17 protein-coding genes are annotated in these 22,133 nt (G+C 69.7%); 10 read left to right on the forward strand and 7 right to left on the reverse strand.

Annotated features, from left to right (window positions below; translation table 11 throughout):
* Positions 1-50: 50 nt before the first annotated feature.
* Entirely contained in the window at positions 51-1,382 is a 1,332-nt protein-coding gene (locus ACFHVL_RS10590) for an FAD-dependent oxidoreductase (protein WP_416627360.1), read from the forward strand.
* Between the two features lie 46 nt (positions 1,383-1,428).
* Here ACFHVL_RS10590 and ACFHVL_RS10595 read toward each other — a convergent pair whose 3' ends face one another.
* A complete protein-coding gene (locus ACFHVL_RS10595) occupies positions 1,429-2,148 on the reverse strand; it encodes a LuxR C-terminal-related transcriptional regulator (RefSeq protein ID WP_416627362.1) in 720 nt (239 codons plus the stop codon).
* Positions 2,149-2,444: 296 nt separating this feature from the next.
* On the opposite strand from ACFHVL_RS10595, the gene ACFHVL_RS10600 reads away from it, so the two are divergent.
* Complete coding sequence (locus tag ACFHVL_RS10600; RefSeq protein ID WP_416627363.1) at positions 2,445-3,131, forward strand: DsbA family oxidoreductase; 687 nt, start codon at positions 2,445-2,447, stop codon at positions 3,129-3,131.
* A gap of 3 nt (positions 3,132-3,134) precedes the next feature.
* Here ACFHVL_RS10600 and ACFHVL_RS10605 read toward each other — a convergent pair whose 3' ends face one another.
* The 4 genes from ACFHVL_RS10605 to ACFHVL_RS10620 form a co-directional block, all read right to left on the reverse strand.
* Positions 3,135-3,497, reverse strand: coding sequence for a hypothetical protein (locus tag ACFHVL_RS10605; protein ID WP_416627365.1), 363 nt, complete (start codon positions 3,495-3,497; stop codon positions 3,135-3,137).
* Between the two features lie 41 nt (positions 3,498-3,538).
* A complete protein-coding gene (locus ACFHVL_RS10610) occupies positions 3,539-4,789 on the reverse strand; it encodes an extracellular solute-binding protein (protein ID WP_416627367.1) in 1,251 nt (416 codons plus the stop codon).
* Positions 4,790-4,927: 138 nt separating this feature from the next.
* A complete protein-coding gene (locus ACFHVL_RS10615) occupies positions 4,928-5,725 on the reverse strand; it encodes a DinB family protein (protein WP_416627369.1) in 798 nt (265 codons plus the stop codon).
* A 52-nt stretch (positions 5,726-5,777) separates the two neighbouring features.
* The gene (locus tag ACFHVL_RS10620; RefSeq protein WP_416627371.1) at positions 5,778-6,323 is read right to left on the reverse strand and encodes a carboxymuconolactone decarboxylase family protein; all 546 of its coding nucleotides are present in this window, start codon (positions 6,321-6,323) and stop codon (positions 5,778-5,780) included.
* 206 nt (positions 6,324-6,529) lie between these two features.
* On the opposite strand from ACFHVL_RS10620, the gene ACFHVL_RS10625 reads away from it, so the two are divergent.
* The 3 genes from ACFHVL_RS10625 to ACFHVL_RS10635 all read left to right on the forward strand — a co-directional run bounded on the left by ACFHVL_RS10625 (position 6,530) and on the right by ACFHVL_RS10635 (position 9,671).
* Positions 6,530-7,699, forward strand: coding sequence for a M20/M25/M40 family metallo-hydrolase (locus ACFHVL_RS10625; protein ID WP_416627373.1), 1,170 nt, complete (start codon positions 6,530-6,532; stop codon positions 7,697-7,699).
* Positions 7,700-7,800: 101 nt separating this feature from the next.
* A complete protein-coding gene (locus tag ACFHVL_RS10630) occupies positions 7,801-8,916 on the forward strand; it encodes a carboxylate-amine ligase (RefSeq protein WP_416627375.1) in 1,116 nt (371 codons plus the stop codon).
* A gap of 155 nt (positions 8,917-9,071) precedes the next feature.
* The gene (locus ACFHVL_RS10635; RefSeq protein WP_416627482.1) at positions 9,072-9,671 is read left to right on the forward strand and encodes a nitroreductase family protein; all 600 of its coding nucleotides are present in this window, start codon (positions 9,072-9,074) and stop codon (positions 9,669-9,671) included.
* A 4-nt stretch (positions 9,672-9,675) separates the two neighbouring features.
* Here ACFHVL_RS10635 and ACFHVL_RS10640 read toward each other — a convergent pair whose 3' ends face one another.
* Together ACFHVL_RS10640 and ACFHVL_RS10645 are read right to left on the reverse strand one after the other, a co-directional pair.
* Positions 9,676-11,229, reverse strand: a complete 1,554-nt coding sequence (locus ACFHVL_RS10640; RefSeq protein WP_416627376.1) for an NAD(P)-binding domain-containing protein — start codon at positions 11,227-11,229, stop codon at positions 9,676-9,678.
* A 149-nt stretch (positions 11,230-11,378) separates the two neighbouring features.
* Entirely contained in the window at positions 11,379-11,693 is a 315-nt protein-coding gene (locus ACFHVL_RS10645) for a hypothetical protein (protein ID WP_416627377.1), read from the reverse strand.
* Between the two features lie 482 nt (positions 11,694-12,175).
* Between ACFHVL_RS10645 and ACFHVL_RS10650 the strand changes: the two genes are divergently transcribed.
* From ACFHVL_RS10650 to ACFHVL_RS10670, 5 genes are all read left to right on the forward strand, one after another.
* Entirely contained in the window at positions 12,176-14,146 is a 1,971-nt protein-coding gene (locus tag ACFHVL_RS10650; protein WP_416627379.1) for a CRTAC1 family protein, read from the forward strand.
* A complete protein-coding gene (locus tag ACFHVL_RS10655) occupies positions 14,143-15,138 on the forward strand; it encodes an enediyne biosynthesis protein (protein WP_416627380.1) in 996 nt (331 codons plus the stop codon). The genes ACFHVL_RS10650 and ACFHVL_RS10655 overlap by 4 nt, the downstream gene beginning before the upstream one ends.
* Positions 15,135-21,002, forward strand: a complete 5,868-nt coding sequence (locus tag ACFHVL_RS10660; protein WP_416627382.1) for a type I polyketide synthase — start codon at positions 15,135-15,137, stop codon at positions 21,000-21,002. Before ACFHVL_RS10655 ends, ACFHVL_RS10660 begins: the two co-directional genes overlap by 4 nt.
* Before the next feature lie 3 nt (positions 21,003-21,005).
* The gene (locus ACFHVL_RS10665; RefSeq protein ID WP_416627384.1) at positions 21,006-21,488 is read left to right on the forward strand and encodes an acyl-CoA thioesterase; all 483 of its coding nucleotides are present in this window, start codon (positions 21,006-21,008) and stop codon (positions 21,486-21,488) included.
* A gap of 96 nt (positions 21,489-21,584) precedes the next feature.
* Positions 21,585-22,046 (forward strand): flavin reductase family protein, encoded by a 462-nt coding sequence (locus ACFHVL_RS10670; RefSeq protein ID WP_416627484.1) that lies wholly within the window; start codon positions 21,585-21,587, stop codon positions 22,044-22,046.
* Positions 22,047-22,133 lie beyond the last annotated feature (87 nt).

Genomic DNA, 22,133 nt, shown 5'->3' on the forward strand with positions numbered 1-22,133 from the left:
GCCCACAATCAGTGTCGCCACGATCCACAGAGTGAGATCTAGGGGATGCGATGAACACCGACGCGGGCCACCATGTCGTGGTGCTCGGGGGCAGCATGGCGGGCCTGTTGGCCGCCAGGGTGCTGGCCGACGCGTACGAACGGGTCACGCTGATCGACCGCGACCAGCTGTTCGAGGACAGTGACCACCGTCGCGGGGTGCCACAGGGACGCCATCTGCACGCGCTACTCGCCCGTGGCCGCCAGGTGCTCGACGACCTCTTCCCCGGCCTGACCGGCGATCTCGCCATCGCCGGGGTGCCCAGCGGCGACCTGCTCGACAACGTCCGGTGGTTCGTGTCCGGACACCGGATCAGCCAGATCGACATCGGACAGTCTATGCTGTTCCCGAGTCGACCGCTACTGGAGAGCCACGTCCGGGCCCGGCTACGCAAACTGCCCGGCGTCACCGTGGTCGACGGCACCACGGTCACCGGTCTGACCTCCTCCGACGGCGGCAGTCGGATCACCGGGGTCCGGATTCGCACCGGGCCCGACACCGAATCCGTCATCGAGGCCGACCTCACCGTCGACGCCACCGGACGCCGTTCCCGCACGCCGGCCTGGCTCGATGCGCTCGGCTACCTGAAGCCGGTCACCGAAGAGATCCGGGTGGACGTCGGCTACGCGTCACGGTCGTACCGGCTGCCGCCGGGAACCCTCGGCACAGACAAACTCATCCTGCAAAACTGGACACCGGCGCGCCCGTACGGTGCCGGGCTCGCCGAGCAGGAAGGTGGCCGGCACATCCTCACGCTCGCCGGGCTGCTCGGCAACCATCCGCCGTCCGACCCGGCCGGCTTCTCCGCGTACGCCGCACAGCTCGAGTATCCCGACATCCACCAGGCGATTCAGCAGGGCGAGCCACTCGACGACCCGGTGGCGTTCCGGTATCCGGCGAACGTACGGCACCACTACGATCGGCTGTCCAGGTTCCCGAACGGCCTGCTGGTGATCGGCGACGCCATCTGCTCGTTCAACCCCTTCTACGGGCAGGGCATGACGGTGGCGGCACTGCAGGCACAAGCATTGCGGGAGGTGCTCTCGACCGGGACACTCCACTGGCGACCGTTCTTCCGGCAGGTGGCCCGGGCGGTGGACGTCCCGTGGAGCATCGCCGCCGGCGGCGACCTGGCCTTCCCCGGGGTCGTCGGCCGGCGCACCGCGAAGATCCGGCTGTTCAACGCCTACCTGCCCCGGTTGCACGCCGCCGCCGTGCACGATCCGACACTGTCGGCGGCGTTCACCCGGGTCACCGGCCTGTTGGAGCCGCCGGAGAGCCTGCTGCGGCCGGACCGGATACTGCGGGTGCTACGCCGACGGCCCCGTATCGGAGGCGAATAGCCGGTTGCCTGCACTTCCGGACGCAACGTCCCGGTCAGGTTCGCGGTCAGGACGACGCGACCCGGCCTCGTGGCCGGATGTGTTCGCGGGCCTCAGGGGCGAGCCGCGGCGGCCAGCTTCCGGGCACCAGGACACCGCAGTGGTACGCCCAGGCGACCAGCGCCGTCCGGTTCGCCACCCGGGCCTGGCGCAGCAGGACGGTCACGTGGTACTCCACGCCCTTGCGGCTCAGGTGCAGACTCGCGGCGAGTTCGGCGGTGGAGGCACCGCCGGCAAGGCCCTCCAGCACGCGGGACCCCACCTCGGTGAGTTGCGGCCGGCGTACCCGGTTCTCCGGGGTCAGCAGGACCAGCACCGAATCGGCCGGTGGCTCGGTGCCGCGTACCGCGACGGCGGTGACGTGGCTCGCCGCGAGGCGTCCGTCGGTCGCGGTCAGTTCCGCCAGTCCGACGAACTGCGGCGAGGCGTCGGTGAGCAGGATGCTGAACCGGTGGCGGAACCAGGCCCGCCGGTCGGGGTGCAGGACCAGTTCGAACGGGCGGCCGGCGAGTTGCGCGCCGGTCCAGCCGATCCATCGGGTCAGCCCGGCCGACACGCGCACGACCCGACCGTACCGGTCGAGTTGCAGTGCGCGCGCATCGGGCCGCAGCCGCATCCCACCGATCAGGTCGGGATCGGCACCGAGGCCGGGGCCGGGATCCGTACGGGCGGCGTTGATGATGCTGGCGGTCTCCACGCCGGTACGGTCCCGGGTTCGACTGCTCATCCGGCAGTCCATTCGGTGCTCACCGGGTGCCACACCGGTGGTGGGCGGTGGGCGGACCGGCTCGACCTCGGGAACAGCCTGGCAGTTGCCGTGCCAGATTTCCAACCGGTTACTGGGCAGTACCCCTGTTGTTCGTCAGGTATCCGTCGAGTGTCGGTGGAGGCTGCCTGATCGGCCCAACGACCCCGCCCGACTTGCCAAGAAAACCAGCGGTATCCATCGGGAAGGCACTTACCAATCTGCTAGTACGGAGCTAAGCTCTGGTACGTCCTGAGATCATGAACGGGGTGATGACCATGAACGCTTCGAGCCTGAGTGGGCCGACTGTCGACGAATCGAAGGTCCGCATCGATGTCTGGTCGGACGTCATTTGCCCCTGGTGCTACATCGGCAAACAGCGGCTGGAGACCGCACTGAGCCGACACCCGGACGCCGACCAGGTGCGGGTCCGGTGGCACAGCTTCCAACTCGACCCGGCCCACCCCAAGGGCCACCGGGAACCGGTGTGGGAGATGCTCGCCCGCAAGACCGGTGCCCCGCCGGAGCAGGTGCGGGCGATGACCAGTCAGGTCACCGAACTGGCGGCGGCGGAGGGCCTGACGTACGCGCTGGACCGGGCCATCGCCGTCAACACGGTCGACGCGCACCGGCTCAACCAGTTGGCGGCCCGCCAAGGACTCGACGGGCAGATGCACGAACGACTGCTTCGCGCCCACCTCGTCGAGGCCGCGGTCCTCGACGACCCAGCGACCCTGGTCCGTCTCGCCACCGAGGTCGGGATCGACGCCGATGCCGCCGAGCGGGTGCTGGCCAGCGAAGAGTACGCGGCCGAGGTCACGGCGGACGCCCGAGCGGCCCGGCGGTTGGGTGCCAGCGGGGTGCCGTTCTTCGTACTCAACGACCGTTGGGCAATCTCCGGGGCGCAGCCGGCCGAGGCGTTCGCTTCCGCGCTGCGCACCGCGTTCGCCGCCGCGAACGGCTGACGCTCAGTCCCGACCCACGGCCGGCGGCGCCTCGGCCGGGGCTGTTGCGGTTACGGGCGTCTCGGCCGGGGCTGCTGCGGTTGCGGGCGTCTCGGCCGGGCGGTGGGAGCGGTAGGTCAGCCACAGCGCCGCCACCCCGGCGATCGCGGCCGCGACGCTCGCCAGCTGATCGGCCAGCGACGGACCGAGGGCGGTCACTACCAGCGCCACGACCAGAAGCGCGGCCAGCAGACCGAGTGAGGCCGTCCGCAGGACCCGTCTCGCCACTACGCCGGCCCATCGGCGCAGGGCCGGCACGGCCAGGCCCTCGACCACGATGATGCCCGCCATCACCAACAGTGGAATGTGCCAGGGTTCGAGCTGCATCGTCACCTCTCCGGGGCGTCTGCCGGGTCGTCACCCGACGGCTACTGCAGGGCGGCCATCATCTCCTCGATGAATCGTGGCGCCAGATCCTGACCGTCGTAGAGGAACAGCTCGACGTGCTGCCGTATCACGTCGGAGAATCGCCGGTAGTTGGGGTGCGCCGGTCGGGGCAACGCCCGCTCGACCGCCTCTCGCACCTTGTCCAGATGCGGGACCATCGCTTTGATGTTCGCGTCGGTGTACGCACCGATCGCCGTCGGAACAAGGCCATGCATGGCGAGGGTCTTCTGGGCCGGTTCGCTGGTCGCGTAGGCGATGAACTCCATGGCCCGCTCGGCGTACGGCGAGCTGGCTGCGACCGCCAGACTCTGCCCGCCGAGGATTCCGACGGTCAATGGTTCGACCCGCACCCGCCCGGCCCGCACGTCCGGGTTCAGCTGCTGCTGCAGTTCCCGGTACTTCACCGGCCAGTTGCGCATGTAGCGGCACGGCGACTGCGGCGCGGCAAACTGGTCGCGTGAATCCGTCTCGTCACCGGAGAGCAGCACCCGGCCAGCGAGGATCGCCTCCCGCAGCGGGTTGAGTGCGCTGTTCCAGAGGTCGAGGTCCTGGGAGATGCGGTCGGCCACCGACCCGACGCCAGGGGCGTCGACCGGTTTCAGTACTCCGGGCCGCTCGGCGATGGCGTGTTCCAGGACGTTGGCCACGAATGCCTCGTAGAACGCCGAGACGGTGGGACGCAGTTGCCCGACGAACTGCTGGGTCCCGTCGGGGATGGCACGGAGCAGCTCGGACAGCTGGGGCGTCTCCAGTGGGGTGTCCTCGTCGGTGCGGCTGAAGAGCATTCCGACATCGGTGTTGAACGGCACTGCCCAGTAGCTGCCGTCGTCGCCGGTCACCCGACTGCTCTGCGGCAGTGCTGTGGTGGCCTGCTGGGCGTTGCTGACCGGGATCGGGGTGATCAGCTCCTTGGCGGCGAACTCCGGCACGTCGACGACGTCCAGATTCAGTAGGTCGGCCTCGCCGCCCTGCGCGCGGTCCAGCATGATCTGACGTTCGTCGCCGGAGCCGGCAGCGACCGTGTCGACCCGCAGTGGCGACCGTGGGTTGGTGTCGTTCCACATGGAAATCAGCAGGTCCCGGGCGCCGGTCGGGTCGACACCGGAGACGAGGCGCAGCTCGATCTCGGGTGGTGTGCGGGCCCCGGGCATCAGGTAGATGCTCGCCGCGGTAAAGGTCCCGGTGGCCAGCACCCCGCTGATGAACGACCGTCGGGAGTACCGCTCCGGCATGGTGATCCGCCTCCCTGCACCGCCGGTCGAAGCCCATGCGGGCCCGGCGGCTGATTGTCGACAACCGGCAACCGTTGTGTAGGTCACACTACGCGCAGATGTCAAACCTGTGACGCCCAGTCACGCGGAGCGGGTCGATCAGGACGGAAGTCGCATGGTCGCCATGAACGTCGGCAGTAGCCACGGCCGGCGCCCACTCACGGACACCTTGCGCCGGAGTACCGCCCAGACTCGACTGACCCGACCGAACAGCATCAGGTTGAACGTCGCCGGGTCGTACCTCAGCCGCACGTCCGGCCAGGGATCGACCGGCTCCAGAACGACAACGCCGTCGACGAGCGCGAAGGTCAGCCGGCCACCGGTGTCCGGCTGGAACGTGACGGAGATGCGACCCTTGCGTACCCGCCGGTCGTGGTCGAGGAGCCGACCGTAGCCGCACCGGGTGACCCCGGCCAGGAAGACGTCGACGAAGAGCGCAGCGTCCACCGGATCGATGTGCCACGGTACGTCCACCGCTTGGGCGATGTCCCACGCGTGGATGTTCAACTCGTTGAGCAGATGTGACAGCAGCCCAGCGACCGGCATCCGGGCCCCGCCGATCCAGCTCACCTCGCGCAGCGGGTCGATATGCTCCGCGATGGCGAGCAGTTGCTGGACATCGGCGCGCATCCGGGCGGCGAGCACCGGGATGCTCCGTTCGGTGAACCGGCCGAGAATCTGCCGGTTCATCTCGGCAATGGTGTCCACAGTGGTGGCAGCACGGAGCTCGTTCAGGCCGGGGACGGGCAGGTCGGGGCCGCCGCCGCCGAGCAGTGCCACGTTGACCGCAGTGATCGTGGCCAGGTGTGCGACTGTGTCCGCGGCGCTCCAGTGGGCAGTGACGGCCCGATCTGGCGGTACGGTGTCGACCAGGGACAGCAGGCGCCGCAGCACCACTGGCAGTGAGGCTCGGGAACGCTGCCACTGATCCGAGGAGACGGACATTGGTTCAGTCGCCGTAGCCGCTGGCGACGACGCGTCGGGCCTGTTCGTCGAAGGCACCCGGGTCGACCGGCATCCGGGTGCCGAGGCCGTCGACGTACCGGTTGAACATGCAGAAGGCCGCCGCGATCAGCACCGTGTCGTGGATCTCCAGGTCGGTCGCACCCTGCTCCCGCGCCGACCCGACCAGCTCGGAATCCACCTGCCGCCCGCTGTGTGCGACAGCGGCGGCGATCCGCAACAGGGCACGCAGCTTCGCGGTGATCGGTGCCTGGTCGGGGTCCGCCCGGACCAACTGGACCAGCGGCCGCCCGCCATCGAGCTGTGCCGCCGCGAACGCCGAATGGGCCGAGGCGCAGAAGTCACACTCGTTGACCCCGGAGACGTACGCCGCGATCAACTCGCGCTCCCCCTGGCTCAGGCTCGGATGCGGCGCGTGCAGCAGCACCTCGGCCAAGGCACCGAGCGCGGCTGCGGTCTCTGGCCGGTACCGCAGCAGTCCGGTGATCCCCGGATACTCGGCTTCGTCGATACCTAGATGGATGTGCGCCACTGGCCAGTCTCCTCGACGTACGAGCCGCCACCGAGACGAGTCGCCGGCGGGAGTACGGCTCCAATTGGCATGGTCGCCGAACGCGGACCACACGCGGTTCTTCGACCGTGCCCAGTTCGGAGACGGCCGCCGGCCCGACGCCGACCCCACCATGACAGCACGTAGGCATATTGTCGCCGTACGCGCATGACTGCCACGATCGCCACATGGTCGACTTCAGCATGATCCGGCGCGATGCCCACGCCCAGGCGTCCACGATGGTACGACGGCTCGGTGAGCTGGTGACCACCGAGTCACCGCCGGGGGTCATCGCCAACCTACGGACCTGTGCGGACCTACTGGACAGCTGGGGCAGTCGGGTGCTGTCCCGCCCTGCCCGCCGGATCATCCACGACGGACTTCCACATCTGCTCTGGCCGGCTGCCGATCAGCAGGTCCTGCTGATCGGACACTACGACACGGTATGGCCGGCCGGCACCGTGACCGACTGGCCGTTCGTCGTGGAGGACGCGATCGCCACCGGCCCAGGGGTCTGCGACATGAAGTCCGGCATCGTCCAACTGTTCACCGCGCTGTCCCTGCTGCCCGACACCTCCACGGTGGGTCTGCTGCTCACCTGCGACGAGGAAAGCGGTTCACCGACCTCCCGACCGCTGATCGAGCACCAGGCCCGCCGCTCGCACGCGGTGCTCGTCGCGGAGCCGAGCACCGAGCACGGCGCGTTGAAGGTAGCCCGCAAGGGCGGCTCGGTGTACCAGATCAGCGTCCGGGGCCGCGCTGCCCACGCCGGGGTCGAGCCGCACCGGGGAGTCAACGCCGCGATCGAGCTGGCGCACCAGCTTCTGGCGGTACGCGAGTTCGCCGCCGCCGGCACCAGCGTGACGCCGACGACGCTGCGCGGCGGCAGCATGACCAACCAGGTGCCGGAGTCCGCCGAGTTTTTTGTGGACGTACGGGCCTGGACCAGCGAAGAGCTGCACCGGGTGGACCGGATGATCCGGGCGATCACTCCTCGGCTGCCGGACGCCGAACTGGTGGTCAGCGGCGGAATCAACCGCCATCCGCTACCGGAGTCAGCGGCGCTGCCGCTGCTGGCGATCGCCGCACGGGTCGGGCGTGAACTGGGCCTGCCCGCGGTGACCAGCGTGCACGCGCCGGGGGCCTCCGACGCGAACTTCACCGGCTCGCTCGGCGTGCCCACACTGGATGGTCTCGGCGGGGTTGGCGGTGGCGCCCACGCCCGTACTGAATGGGTCGACGTGTCGCAGATGCCGGACCGGGCGGCGCTGCTGGCCGGCCTGATCGCGAGCATTCTGGAGAGTTCGCGTCCCGACCCCGGCCGGCGGCGCGACAGCCGGGTGTCGCCCTACGCCTGAATGGTGGGTCCCCACAACGGTACCGGCGCGGTTACGCTCCGGTGATCCGTGTCCGAAGTGCGGTCACGGACCACCGGAACGAGCCGACGAGGATCTCCGCCATGACCTTGCCCACCGACGGGCCTCCCGGAACACCGCGCTTCGGCGTCGAGGAGGAGTTCCTCGTCGTGGACGCGCTCACCCGGACACCGGTGCCCCGCGCCGCCGAAGTCGTCCGGGCGGCGAGCGCCCTGTTGGGCGACCGGGTGGCTGGCGAGATCACCCCCCTACAGCTGGAGACCAGGACCGCTCCGTGCGCCGACGTCGACGAGTTGCTCGCCCAGTTGACCGAGGCACGAAAGGTGATCGGTGGTTGCGCCCGTGCCGCCGGGCTGCTCGTCATCCCCAGTGGATCGGCTCCGGTGGCGGGTCCGGTGCCGCCGCCGGTCACCGTCGGCCCCCGACAGAGCCGGGGAACCGAGACTTTCCGCGGGTTGCACGACGAACTGATCGTCTGCGCCCTGCACGTACACGTGGAGATGCCCGACCGCGACCACGCGGTCCGGGTCGCCAGCCAGCTCCGCCCGTACCTTCCGGTCCTGCTCACGCTGACCGCGAACTCGCCGTTCTGGGACAACCGCGATTCCGGGTACGCCAGTTGGCGCACGATGACCTGGCCGAGGTGGCCGGTGGCCGGACCGCCACCCCGGTTCGACTCTGCGGCACACTACGACGAGGTGGTGGAGTCGTTGCTGGCTGCCGGGGCGCTGGTCGATCGGGGCACCATCTTTTGGGACGTACGTCCGTCGGCGGACAAGCCGACCGTGGAGGTCCGCGTCGCCGACATGGCCGGCACCGCCGAGGAGTCCGCGATGTACGCGGCGGTGGTCCGGGCGCTGGTGACGCATCTGTCGGCGGCGGTGGCCCGCAGCGGACCGGCGGTCGACATACCGGGCGAGCTGATGCGGGTGGCGTACTGGCGGGCTGCCCGCGACGGGCTGGACGGTGCCGGAGTCGACCTGTTCACCGGGCGGCTACGCCCCGCCGACGAGCTGGTCGCCGACCTGCTCGCGACGATCGACCCGGTGCTGCGCGCACAGCAGGCGCGACCACTGGTCACCGACGGACTCGCCCGGTTGCTCGCCGACGGTACCGGTGCCCGGCGGCAACGGCTGGCCGCCGCCCGGGGCGGTCTGCCGGCGGTCGTCGACTACCTGGCGGAGCAGGCGACGAGCTGACCGCCTCCGGTTACGCCGGCCGACAGAGCAATCCGCCGCAAGCACTGCCACCCGTGGTGGGTCACGCTGGTACCAGTCGGCAACGGCAACCGGAGGTCACCGTGCAGAACGCCGCCAGCACCACGTTTCACCTCGACCGGCTCGATCCGACGGTGATGACCCGCACCGCCCGGACGTTCGCCGATCGGATGGCGCAGCGCCGCTCGGTCCGGGCGTTCTCCGCCGACCCGGTGCCGTTGGACGTCGTCGAGCAGGCGGTACGGGCCGCCGCCTGCTCGCCGAGCGGGGCCAACCTGCAGCCCTGGCGGTTCGTGGTTGTCACCGATCCGGACCGTAAACGCCAGCTCCGGCAGGCCGCCGAGGCCGAAGAGCTGGAGTTCTACACCCGGCGGGCGTCCGCCGAGTGGCTGGCTGCGGTCGCCCCGATGGGCACCGACTGGCAGAAGCCGTTCCTGGAGCACGCCCCGGTGGTCATCGTCGTGTTCGAGGTCCACCAGGGCCCGAACACCCCGAAGCCGTACTACGTCAAGGAGTCGGTCGGCATCGCCGTCGGCGTCCTGATCACCGCTCTGCACCTGTGTGGTCTGGCTACCCTCACCCACACCCCCAGCCCGATGAGGTTCCTCAACGAGATCTGCGACCGGCCGGCCGAGGAGCGTGCCTGTGTGGTGATGCCGGTCGGCTATCCCGCCGACGACGTCACCGTTCCCCGGCTGACCCGTAAGGCGCTGTCCGACGTCCTGGTCCGCCGGTGAGGCCTCAGCGCCGCAGGTCCGCGGTGAAGAAGTCCAGCAGCGGCTGGACGTGCCGGTCCGGACGACGCCACTCGGCGAGCAGATCCTCCAGCAGGTGCAGCTCCTCGACCAGCTCCCCGCCCCGGTACCGCCGCACGACCGGGTGGATGAAGGCGCTCTCGGCCGCCCGGTCCGGCTGTGGATGCCGTTCGATGGCGAACACGTCGGCGTACTCGTCGCGGCCCCACCGCAGCCCGAACGTGTAGTAGTGGCTCTCGCTGCCGAACCGGCGGACCGCGTGGTCTTCCGGCAGGTCGTGGTAGTGCCGGACCTGTCCGGTGCCGGCGTCGACGACCAGTGCGTCGACCAGGAACTCGAACTGCGTCCACAGCGCCGAGCTCCAGTTGACCCGGTCGAGCACGGCGTTGGTGAGCGCCTCGGCGTCGGCGGTCACCTTGTCGTATGCCAGCGGCGCGCCTTCGTAGCGTTCGCGCAGCAGCGCGGCTAGGGTCCGCAGATTGTAACGGAATCCGTCGATGAAAGCGGAGGACGCCTTTTTGAAGTCACGGTCCTGGGCGATGGTGCCGGCGAAGTAGAGACCATCCACGTCGACCGACTGCCAGTCCGAACGGGTGGCCGGCATCCGGCCGCTGGGGACCATCGTCGGTCGGGCGCCGCCGCCGAAGATCGAGGTGTCCATGGCGAACCCGGTGCAGCGCAGCACCGACTCGTACTCCATCGTCGCGGTCTCGCCGTCGGCGTGGGTGTACGTCAGGTGCACCTGGTAGCGGCCGTCGACGGGTTTGATCTCGTCGATGACGCAGTCCAGCACCGAGTGCAGCGTCTTGAACTGGTAGCTGTCCATCACCGCGCCGTGGTGTCCGCGTACGTCGCCCGGGTGTTTGGTGTTCCACGCAAGGCGCATCGGGCGCGGGCTGGCCAGGTGCACCATGGACGCGTGCCCGAGGATCGCCGAGGCGGTCTCGAACGCGGAGTTGCCCTTGCCCAGGATCAGCACGCGGTGGCCGGCGTAGTCTGCCGGGTCCGTGCTCATCGCCTCGTACCCGACCGCGTGTTCGATGCCGGTGACGTCCGGGAGGTGAGGTCGGCCCCAGCCGGTGGCCACGATCAGGCACTCGCAGGTGTACGTCTGGTCGCCGGCGGACACGACGAACCGCCCGTCGATCTTGTCGACCCGGTCGACGCCGATCCCGTACCGCACCGCGAGGCCCTGCCTACGGGCGAAGTCACCCAGATAGCGCACCATGTCGTCGGCGCTCGGGTAGTAGTCACGGCTGTAGTCGGAGAAGGGCAGCTCGAACGGCTCGTGCAGCAACGAGTTCCAGTCCCACCGCAAGCGGATCTCCGGGTCGGCGCTCGTCGTGTACACCTTGTTCAGCGAGATCAGGCCCCGGTGCCGGGGAAACCGACGAAAGAAGCCGCCCGGCGTCTGCGCCCGCTCCAGCGTGAGGTAGTCGCTGCCGGCCTGTTGGAGGTAGTAGCTCAACTGCAGGCCTGCCGGGCCGGCCCCGACGATCAGATACCGGTGATGAGTGGGCAGGGACGGCATGTCGGTCATGGATATCTCCCGCGTCGGAATATCCATGACAATTAGCGATAAATCCTCGTATGTCAATGGCCAGAGGGATCGACGTACCCCGGCCAAGAGGCCGAGCGAGAGGCCGAGACGGCGATGGGGGCGCCACCGTCCCGGCCAGCCGCTGCGGGTCAGGCAGGCTGGGTGGCCGGCTCGCGGCGCCCGCTGACCTTCGCCGCCGGCATCGGACCGCCCTTGGCGGTGCCCGTCATCTCGTCGCCGGCGATCACGACCTCGAATGCCAGGTTCATCCGGATCGGCTTCGTTATCGACTGGTACCAGGACATCCGGTCGCCCTCCAACACCAGGTCGTTGAGCACCAGTTCCTCCTTCTCCCCACGAGAGATTCCCTGCAGGACGTCGTCCTTGGTGAACAGCTCGAGCACGGTATGACGGGTACCCAACGGCGTGGACACCGCGACCTTCCAGAATCCCTCGACAGACACGACGGCTCCTTCTCTACCGGTGGTCCGGACTGCCGTACACCGACGGCTGGGCGCGGGTGGCCGAACACGGGGCGGCGCTGGTACGTCCGGTCGGCGCAACAGGCAGGCGCCGACACCAGGTTAACCACCGGAAGACAGCCACGTAGTCGCGATATTGCCATCTTCGACGACCACCGTTCACCGATGTCGGCAAACCGATCCGACAACGACATCCGCCGCACCCCCGGAGAGTCCCTACGGAAAGCAATAACTCTCGAAGCAATATTTCGGAATCGGCAGAGGCAATGTGAAAGAAGCGCTCAGAGGCATGGTCGTCGGACGATGATCCCGGTGGTCGACCGCCGCCATGCGACCTTACCCATCTCCACCCATCTTCGACCCTTTCAGGAGGAGCGGCGGCGCTGCGGTCCTGCCGTCCGCCCTGTCCCAACCGCCGGTTCAGGTCACACAACCGACGGATCCTGCCCAAAGGAGATCAGATCGTGTCGGGTCAACGTCTGCGTTCCATCAGCCCAGGAATAGCTGCCATTCTGCTCCTGGTCACGCTCTTCTTCGTCATCGACGCCCGAGTCTCGGTGGCCGGTGCCGACGAAGTCGCCCAAAAATACCGGTTCACCGAACTTCCGATTGCGTATCCCGACGGCTACGACGAGTTGCCCAAAGAGACGATCCGCGAGGTCAACCCGGCGTACCACAAGATCCGGTCCTGGGTCTCGTCCGTCGGTGCCAGCATCGCCGTCAACGACCTCACCGGCAACGGCGCCGCGAACAGCCTCTGCTTCGTCGACGTCCGGACCAACAAGGTGGTGGTCACCTACGCGCCGACCGCTCCGCAGGCGGACCGCTTCGAGCCTTTCCTGCTCGACCCGGCGCCACTGCCGATCGACCACACCATGGCCCCGATGGCCTGCGTGCCCGGCGACTACAACCTCGACGGCCGGATGGACATCCTGGTCACCTACTGGGGTCGCGTCTCGATCCTCTACCTGCGCAAGGCCAGCGCCACGGCACCGGCCAACGACGCGTACGTGCGCCAGGAGATCGTGCCGCAGAACTCGCCGGACGGCCGCTACCACGGTCCGAAGTGGCACACCAACGCCATCAACGTCAACGACTTCGACGGCGACGGCCGGCCGGACGTGATCATCGGCAACTACTTCCCCGAGTCCGACGTGCTCGACCCTGACGGGCAGGACAACGTCGAGATGAACGACTCGCTGTCCACCGCCGCGAACGGCGGCGGTCTACAGGTCCTGCGCTGGCACTCCGCGACGTCCGGCGACGACCCGTCGGTGACCTTCGTCCCGGAACGCGGTGCCGTGCCGTTCAACAAGAGCACCGGCTGGACGTTGGGACTGGCCAGCGCCGATCTCACCGGCCGTGGCCTGCCGGACCTGCACGTGTCGAACGACTTCACCTTCGACCACATGCTGCACAACGTGTCCGAGCCCGGCCGGATCAAGTTCGTCGCCGTGTACGGCGAGCGGCTGCCCAACACCCCGAAGTCGTTCCAGCTCGGCAAGGACTCCTTCAAGGGCATGGGCATCGACTTCGGTGACCTCGACCGCAACGGCAGCTTCGACATGGTGGTCTCCAACATCACCACCGCCTGGGGCCTGGAGGAGAGCAACTTCGTCTGGATCAACCAGGCCGCCTCCGAGGAGGAGATGCTGCAGCAGCTCTCCACCGGCACCGCCCCGTTCCTCCAGCAGGCCCGCCCACTCGGCATGGCCTGGAGCGGCTGGGGCTGGGACGTGAAGTTCGCCGACTTCCTCAACGACGGAGACCTGGAGGTCGTGCAGACCCTCGGATTCGTCAAGGGCGACATCGACCGCTGGCCATGGCTGCAGGAGATGGCCATGTCCAACGACAACCTGCTGAACAACCCGGCCATGTGGCCGAACATGCAGCCCGGTGACGACATCGCCGGCGACCAGCCGCTGGCGTTCTTCTCCCGTACCGACAGCGGAGAGTTCGCCAACATCACCGATCAGCTGGGCCTGGACGTGCCGATCCCCACCCGAGGCATCGCCACCGCAGACACCCGCGCCACCGGCGCCCTCGACCTGGCAGTGGCCCGACAGTGGGGTGCCCCGGCCTTCTACTCCAACGACGCCCCAGCCCGCGGCAACTTCCTGAACCTGCGGCTCTTCCGCCCGGCGGTGGACGGCGCGGCGGCCGACGTGACCGGCACCCCCGCCTACGGGGCGACCGTCACGGTCACCACCCCCGACGGGCGCAAGCAGATCTCGCAACTCGACGGCGGAAGCGGACACAGCGGCAAGCGCAGCTTCGAAGTCCACTTCGGTCTCGGCGACGTCGACGGGCCGGTCACTGTCGATCTGCGCTGGCGCGATCTCGACGGCAACCTGCACCGCTCCACCCAGCAACTCTCGGCCGGCACCCACACCCTCGTGCTGACCGACCGCGTCCAGGAGGTTAGCAACCAATGACCACCACCGCCGAGCGCCAGCAGACCGTTGGTACCACGCCCACCCCGGCCGGACCACCCGTACCGGCGGCGAAGGAACCGGACCGCCGCTACCTGGCACTGCGCAACTTCGCCATCTCGATGACCGTGTTCAACATCTTCGGCTACACCGTTCTGGGCTTCGAGCAACCCTGGCTGTGGCCAATCCTGGCGGTACTCGTCGGATACGCCACCGAGATGGTCTTCGAGACCTTCAGCGCCCGGGTGCAGGGTCGGGCGCCGCGCTACGCCGGTCGCGGCGGACGCGGGCTCTACGAGTTCCTGCTGCCGGCACACATCACCGCGCTGGCCTGCAACATGCTGCTGTACGCCAACGACATGTTCCTGCCGATCGCGTTCGCGGTCATCGTCGGAGTCACCGGCAAGTACGTCTTCCAGGCGCCGGTGTACGGCCGGATGCGGCACTATATGAACCCGTCGAACCTCGGGATCACCGTGGCGCTGGTCTGCTTCGGCTCGTGGATCTCCATCGCGCCGCCGTACCAGTTCACCGAAGGCGCCAACACCTTCTTCCGGATCATGATCCCGATCATCATCGTCACCGCCGGCACGGTGATCAACGCCCTGCTGACCCGCAAGGTGGCACTGATCGTCGGCTGGCTGGGCGGCTTCGCCATCCAGGCGATCATCCGCCACTGGATCTGGGACGTGGCGCTGTTCTCGGCGCTGGGCGTGATGGCCGGCGTGGCGTTCGTGCTGTTCACCAACTACATGATCACCGACCCGGGCACGACGCCGGTGAAGCCGATCTACCAGTTCATGTTCGGCTCGTCGGTGGCCATGGTCTACGGCGTACTGATGCTGTTCAACGTCGTCTACACGCTGTTCTTCGCGGTCGTCGTGGTCTGCGGCGTCCGCGGTCTCTTCTGGTGGACGGTCCACCTGCGCAACCGCTCCCAGCAGCGGGCCGCCACCGCACCCGCCACCCCGACGACCGTCGGAGCCCCGGCATGAGCAGTCAGGAAACAACAGTGGACGAACGGATCGCGGTGGTCGGGATTGCCTGCCGCTACCCCGACGCGGACTCCCCCAACGAACTGTGGGAGAACGTGCTCACCGGCCGGCGGGCGTTCCGCCGGCTACCGGACGAACGGATGAACCACGAGGACTACTACTCCCCCGATCCGGCCGCGCCGGACCGGTTCTACTCCGCCAAGGCGGCGGTGCTGGAAGGCTTCGAGTTCGACCGGGTCAAGTACCGCATCGCCGGAAGCACGTTCCGCGCCACCGACATGACCCACTGGTTGGCGCTGGACACGGTCGCCCGGGCACTGGACGACGCGGGCTTCCCCGACGGTGAAGGACTCCCGCTGACCAGCACCGGCGTGGTCATCGGAAACACCCTCACCGGCGAGTTCAGCCGCGCCAATCTGCTGCGGCTGCGCTGGCCGTACGTGCGGCGCACAGTCGGCGCGGCCCTGCGCGAACAGGGCTGGGCCGACAGCGACGTGGCGTCGTTCCTCGACGAACTGGAACCCCGCTACAAGGCGCCGTTCCCGCCGATCGACGAGGACACCCTCGCCGGTGGCCTGGCCAATACAATCGCCGGCCGGGTCTGCAACCACTTCGACTTCAAGGGCGGCGGCTACACCGTTGACGGTGCCTGCTCCTCGTCGCTGCTGTCGGTGGCCACGGCGTGCAACGCGCTGGTCAACGGCGAACTGGACGCGGCGATCGCCGGTGGTGTCGATCTGAGCATCGACCCGTTCGAGGTGATCGGATTCGCCAAGACCGGCGCGCTGGCCACCGCGGAGATGCGGGTCTACGACCGCAACTCCAACGGGTTCTGGCCCGGTGAGGGCTGCGGCATGCTGGTGCTGATGCGCGACAGCGACGCCGTCGCGCGCGGGCTGCGCCGACACGCCGTCATCGCCGGCTGGGGCTACTCCTCGGACGGCAAGGGCGGCATCACCCGGCCGGAGGCGAGCGGCCATCGGCTGGCCATCCGCCGGGCGTACCAGCGGGCTGGTTTCGGCATGGAAACCGTCGCCTACCTGGAAGGCCACGGCACCGGGACCGCCGTCGGTGACGCCACCGAGCTTCGGGCCTTCACCGAGGCACGTCGCGAGGCGGACCCGGACGGTGCGCCGGCGGCGATCAGCACGGTGAAGGGCAACTTCGGCCACACCAAGGCCGCCGCCGGGGTCGCCGGCCTGCTCAAGGCGATCCTCGCGGTACGCCAGCAGGTGATCCCGCCGGCCACCGGGCACGTCGAGACCCACCCCGAACTGGACGTCGAGCAGCCCGCGCTGCGGGTGCCGGCAACCGCCGAACTGTGGCCGGCGGACAAGCCGATCCGCGCCGCCGTCTCCTCGATGGGCTTCGGCGGCATCAACGCCCACGTCGTGGTGGAGAGCGCCGAAAGCGGTCGGCGTACCCGGATCGGCACCGCGACCACCGCGTTGGTCCGGTCCCGGCAGGACGCCGAACTGCTGATGTTCGACGACCGAACCGCCGAGGACCTGGGTGGTCGGCTGGCCGAGCTGGCGCCCTGGGTGGCCCGGCTCTCCTACGCCGAACTCGGGGACCTGGCCGCGGCACTGGCCGGCCGGCTGGGTGACCGGCCGGTCCGGGCGGCGGTCGTCGCCGCCTCACCCGAACAGGCGACCCGCGGCATCCAGCGGCTCGTCGAGCTGATCGCCGCCGGTGAACGTACGGCGGTCGACGCCGGCAACGGCGTGTTCCTCGGGGCGAAGGCCGCCAACCCTGGCGACCAGCCCCGGATCGGCTACCTGTTCCCCGGTCAGGGTGCCGGCCGACGGGCCGACGGTGGTGCGCTACGCCGCCGGTTCGAGGAGGTCGACGCGCTGTATCGGACGTACCAGCCGCCGGCCGGCGCCGACATGGTCGCCACGTCGGTCGCGCAGCCACGGATCGTCACCGCCTCGGTGGCCGGTCTGCGGGTGCTGTCCATGCTGGGCATCGAGGCCACCGGCGCGGCCGGACACAGTCTCGGTGAGTTGACCGCCCTGCACTGGGCCGGGGCGATGGACGAGGCGACGCTGCTGGCGACGGCGACCGCCCGGGGTCGGATCATGGCCGAGGCCAGCGCCGGGGACGGCACCATGGCCAGTGTCTCGGCCGCCCCAGAGGTGGTCGAACCACTGCTCGCCGGCACCGATGTGGTCATCGCCGGCTACAACAGCCCGCAACAGACCGTGATCTCTGGCCCGGTGGCCGCGGTCGAACAGGTCGGTGAGCGGGCCGGGCGGCAGGGTCTGTTCTGGACCCGGATCGCGGTCTCGCACGCCTTCCACTCGGAGGCGGTCGCTCCCGCCGCGGTGGCTTTCGGCGAGCACCTGGCCGGGCAGCCGTTCACCGCGATGCGGCGCACCATGGTCTCCACGGTCACCGGGGAACCGTTGCCGGCCGACACCGACGTGGCCGATCTGCTGCGCCGACAGGTACTGGACCCGGTGCGGTTCACCCAGGCGGTGAGTCGGCTGGCCGAGACCAGCGACCTGCTGCTGGAGGTCGGGCCGGGCCGGATCCTGCGCGGACTGGCCAATGAGATCGCCCCGGCGGTGCCGACGATCTCGCTGGAGACTGACAGCATGTCGGTGGCCGGGCTGCTCAACGCGGCCGGTGCCGCCTACGCGCTCGGCGCACCGATCGACCACGACGCGCTCTTTCAGGACCGGTTCACCCGGCCGCTGGAGCCGAACCGGCCGCTGCGCTTCCTCGCCAGCCCGGCCGAGTCGGCCCCGGCCGGCGACTTCGCCGTCGCCCGGCAGGCCGGTGCCCAGCCGCCCGTCGACGCCCCGGGATCCGAAGACCGCGCCACGCACCGTACGGCGGCCGGTGCCGGTGCCGGTGCCGGTGCCGGCAGCTTGGAGGTGCTGCGCCGGCTCGCCGCCGAGCGGGCCGAACTGCCGCTGGAAGCGGTCCGCCCGGAGAGCCGGCCGCTGGACGAGTTGCACCTGAGCTCGATCACCGTCGGTCAGATCGTCAACCAGGCGGCGCGGGAACTGGATGTGCCGGCGCCGACCCTGACGTCCAGCTACGCCACCGCCACCGTCGCCGAGATCGCCCAGATCCTGGACGACGCAGCCGACGCGGCCGACGCGGGCCCAGCGCCCGACCTGGTGGTGTCGGGGGTGGCACCGTGGGTGCGGGCGTTCTCGGTGGACCTGGTGCCGACCGACGTCGGCCCGGTCGCGGCGGTCGGCACCGACGGGGACTGGCAGGTGTTCAGCGCCGGGCACACCCCGATCGCCGAACCGCTGGCCGCGGCGTTGCGGCAGGCCCGGGTCGGTGACGGTGTGCTGCTCTGCCTGCCCCGCGAGGGCCAGCCGGAGCACGTACCGGTGATGCTGCGCGCGGCCCGCGCGGCGTTGTCGGCCAACGCGGCCGTCCGGTTCGTCGCGGTCGGCGACCGACGCTCGGCCGCCGGCCTGGCCAAGACCCTGCACCAGGAACATCCGGATGTCGCGACCACGGTCGTCGTCGCGCCGCTGCCCGACGAGGCGCAGCCCGCGCAGTTGGCCGACGCGGTGGCCCGGATCACCGCGGACGTCGCCGCCACCACCGGGTTCGCCGAGGTGCACTACGACACCGCCGGGCTGCGGTACGAACCGGTCCTGCGGCCGGCGTCGCTGCCACCCAACGGCGGAGCCGGTCTCGGCCCGACCGACGTGCTGCTGGTGACCGGCGGCGGCAAGGGGATCACGGCCGAATGCGCGCTGGCGCTCGGCCGGGACACCGGCACCGCGGTCGGCCTGATCGGCCGCTCCGACCCGGCCGACGACACCGAGCTGGCGGCGAACCTCGACCGGCTGCGGGCCGCCGGAGTCCGGTTCCACTACGCCCGTGCCGACATCACCGCCCAGGACCAGGTCAAGGCCGCGGTCAACGGGATCGAGCAGGCGCTGGGTCAGGTGACCGGGGTGCTGCACGGTGCCGGGCGCAACGAACCGACGCCACTGGCCGCCCTCGACGAGGCGACCTTCCGCCGTACCCTGGCCCCGAAGATCGACGGGCTGGAGGCGGTGCTCGCCGCCACCGATCCGCACGCGCTGCGGCTGCTGATCACCTTCGGCAGCATCATCGGCCGGGCCGGGTTGCGCGGCGAGGCGCACTACGCCACCGCCAACGACTGGATGACCGACCTGACCCGCCGGGTCGGCGAGGACTACCCGCAGATCCGTTGCCTGGCGCTGGAGTGGTCGGTGTGGTCCGGCGCAGGCATGGGCGAACGACTCGGGGTGTTGGAGGCGCTGACCCGCGACGGCATCTCGCCGATTCCGGTCGAGGACGGCATCGCCGTTCTCAAGGAGGTGCTGGCCAGTCCGACCGCGCCGCAGGCGATGGTGGTGATGAGCCGCTCCGACGGCCTGCCGACGATCAACATGGAGCGGCGGGAATTGCCGTTGCTGCGCTTCGTCGACCGGCCACAGGTGCACTACCCCGGGGTGGAGCTGGTCGTCGACGCCGACCTGACCGCCGACGACGACCTCTACCTGCCCGACCACCTGCTCGACGGGGACCTGCTACTGCCGGCCGTGTTGGGGATGGAGGCAATGGCCCAGGCCGCCCGGGCGTTGACCGGACGTACCGAGGCACCGGTGCTGGAGAACGTCGAGTTGCTCCGCCCGATCGTGGTGCCGCCCGACGGCAGCAACACGATCCGGATCGCGGTGCTCGCCGCGCCGCACGGAGCGGTCGACGCGGTGGTCCGCAGCAGCGACACCGGATTCCAGGCCGACCACTTCCGGGCACGGCTGCGCTACGACCTGCCGGGGCGCACCGAGACGCGGCCGGCAGCCGACCCGGCGCGGCTGCTGCCCATCGATCCGGCCAGTGAGCTGTACGGGCCGGTGCTGTTCCAGGGGTTCCGGTTCCAGCGCCTGCAGGGCTATCTGGACCTGGCCGCCACCAGTTGCGTGGCGCGGGTGTCCAACCAGCCACTGGCTCCCTGGTTCGCCCGGTACCGCCCGGGTGAGCTGGTGCTCGGCGACCCGGGCACCCGGGACACCGTGATGCACGCGCTGCAGTGCTGCGTACCGGACGCGACGCTGCTACCCGGGGCGATCGAGCGGCTGTACCTGGCCGACGCGAAGGTCGCCGGCACCCTGGACACGGTCACCATCCACGCGACGGAGCAGTCCCGCGAGGGCGACACCTACTTCTACGACGTGGACGTCTGCGACAGCGACGGCAACCTCGTCGAGCAGTGGATCGGGTTGCGGCTGCACGCCGTACGCAAGCTGGACGGCACCGGGCCGTGGCTGCCGGCGCTGGTCGGACCGTACCTGGAACGACGGGTCGGTGCGTTCCTGCCGACCGAGTTGCGGGTCGTGGTCCGCCCGGACGACCCCGGTGTGACCGGGGTGGCCGCCCGTCGGGAGCAGACCCGCAAGGCGGTGAGTTGGGCGCTGGGCATCGACGCGCCGGTGAGCTACCGCCCGGACGGCAAGCCGGAGGTGACCGGTACGGCGCAGATCTCCGCTTCGCACGGCGCCGGGGTGACCGTCGCGGTCGCCGCGGCGGCGGCGGTCGGCTGCGACGTCGAAGTGGCCGCGACCCGGACCGAGCAGGAGTGGACGGACCTGCTCGGCCCGGACGCCATGGCGCTGGCCACGCTCGTGGCCCGGGAACAGGCCGAGGAGCTGTCGGTTTCGGCCACCCGGGTATGGGGCGCGATCGAGTGCCTACGCAAGAACGGCCACGCCCGGGTCGACCTCGCCGCCGAGCCCAACGGCCCGGCCGGCTGGGTCGCCCTGCGGTCCGGAACCACCCGGATCGCCACTTTCGCCACCTCGCTGGCCGGCATCGGCGACCCGGTGGTCTTCGCGATGTCGGCCGACGGAGGCAGGTAGATCATGGAGTCCTACTACGAGTACCGGCACCTGGTGGGTTTCGAGGAGACCAACCTGGTGGGCAACGTCTACTACGTCAACTACCTGCGGTGGCAGGGCCGGTGCCGGGAGATGTTCCTGCGGGACCGGGCGCCGGAGGTACTCGCCGACATCCGCGACGATCTGAAGCTCTTCACCCTCAAGTGCGAGTGTGAGTTCTTCGCCGAGATCAGCGCGTTCGACGAGTTGTCCATCCGGATGCGGCTGGAGGACCTCACCCAGACCCAGATCGGTTTCGCGTTCGACTACATCCGACTGCGGGACGGCTTCGAGGAGCTGGTCGCCCGGGGTCGGCAACGGATCGCCTGCATGCGCGGACCGAACACGGACACCCGGCCGGCCCGGGTGCCGGACGCGTTGCGGATCGCGCTGTCCCAGTACGCCGTCGTCGGTGCCGCCAACGGCCACCACCAGCGTCAGGCGCTCGAAGAAGCGAAGGAGGGCTGACCGGTGAGTACGGACCAGCAGACCGGATCGGGCCGGGCGACGGCTCCGGGCGGTCGGGACAACGGCAACGGTAACCACGCCGAGCTGCGGACGGTGATGGGCATGTTCGCCACCGGCGTCACGCTGATCACGTCCGGGACCGACCTGCCGCATGGGATGACCGCCAACGCGTTCACCTCGGTCTCCTTGGACCCGGCGATGGTGCTGGTGTGCGTCAAGCGCACCGCCGTCATGCACGCGACGATCCTGGCCCAGGGCACCTTCGCGGTGTCGATCCTGGCCGCCGACCAGGAAGGGCTGGCACGCTACTTCGCCAGTTCGTCGCGGCCGCGCGACGAACGGGAGTTCGAGACGGTCGACTACTGGTCGGGGCGGCACACCGGTGCCCCGATCGTCGCCGGGAGTCTGGCCTGGGTGGAGTGCAAGCTGGCGGCGACCTACGACGGCGGCGACCACTCCATCTTCCTCGGCTCGGTGCTCAGCATCGGCCGCGGTGACCACCAGGATGCCCTGCTGTTCCACGGTGGTCGGTTCGTCGAGGTCGCCAACCGACACTGATCGGGCGAACAGATCGGCCGGGCGGTCACGTCGACAGCGTGACCGCCCGGCCCGTTTCTGCCAGCTGCCGGGACAACGTCGGGCAGA

Source organism: Micromonospora sp. LOL_023 (assembly GCF_048060115.1).
GTDB lineage: Bacteria > Actinomycetota > Actinomycetes > Mycobacteriales > Micromonosporaceae > Micromonospora_E.

Excerpts from the sequence above, each read along its gene's own strand:
- ACFHVL_RS10590 (WP_416627360.1), top strand. The coding sequence starts at position 51 with ATGAACACCGACGCGGGCCACCATGTCGTGGTGCTCGGGGGCAGCATG.
- ACFHVL_RS10595 (WP_416627362.1), bottom strand. The coding sequence starts at position 2,148 with ATGAGCAGTCGAACCCGGGACCGTACCGGCGTGGAGACCGCCAGCATC.
- ACFHVL_RS10600 (WP_416627363.1), top strand. The coding sequence starts at position 2,445 with ATGAACGCTTCGAGCCTGAGTGGGCCGACTGTCGACGAATCGAAGGTC.
- ACFHVL_RS10605 (WP_416627365.1), bottom strand. The coding sequence starts at position 3,497 with ATGCAGCTCGAACCCTGGCACATTCCACTGTTGGTGATGGCGGGCATC.
- ACFHVL_RS10610 (WP_416627367.1), bottom strand. The coding sequence starts at position 4,789 with ATGCCGGAGCGGTACTCCCGACGGTCGTTCATCAGCGGGGTGCTGGCC.
- ACFHVL_RS10625 (WP_416627373.1), top strand. The coding sequence starts at position 6,530 with ATGGTCGACTTCAGCATGATCCGGCGCGATGCCCACGCCCAGGCGTCC.
- ACFHVL_RS10630 (WP_416627375.1), top strand. The coding sequence starts at position 7,801 with ATGACCTTGCCCACCGACGGGCCTCCCGGAACACCGCGCTTCGGCGTC.
- ACFHVL_RS10635 (WP_416627482.1), top strand. The coding sequence starts at position 9,072 with ATGACCCGCACCGCCCGGACGTTCGCCGATCGGATGGCGCAGCGCCGC.
- ACFHVL_RS10640 (WP_416627376.1), bottom strand. The coding sequence starts at position 11,229 with ATGACCGACATGCCGTCCCTGCCCACTCATCACCGGTATCTGATCGTC.
- ACFHVL_RS10655 (WP_416627380.1), top strand. The coding sequence starts at position 14,143 with ATGACCACCACCGCCGAGCGCCAGCAGACCGTTGGTACCACGCCCACC.
- ACFHVL_RS10660 (WP_416627382.1), top strand. The coding sequence starts at position 15,135 with ATGAGCAGTCAGGAAACAACAGTGGACGAACGGATCGCGGTGGTCGGG.
- ACFHVL_RS10665 (WP_416627384.1), top strand. The coding sequence starts at position 21,006 with ATGGAGTCCTACTACGAGTACCGGCACCTGGTGGGTTTCGAGGAGACC.
- ACFHVL_RS10670 (WP_416627484.1), top strand. The coding sequence starts at position 21,585 with ATGGGCATGTTCGCCACCGGCGTCACGCTGATCACGTCCGGGACCGAC.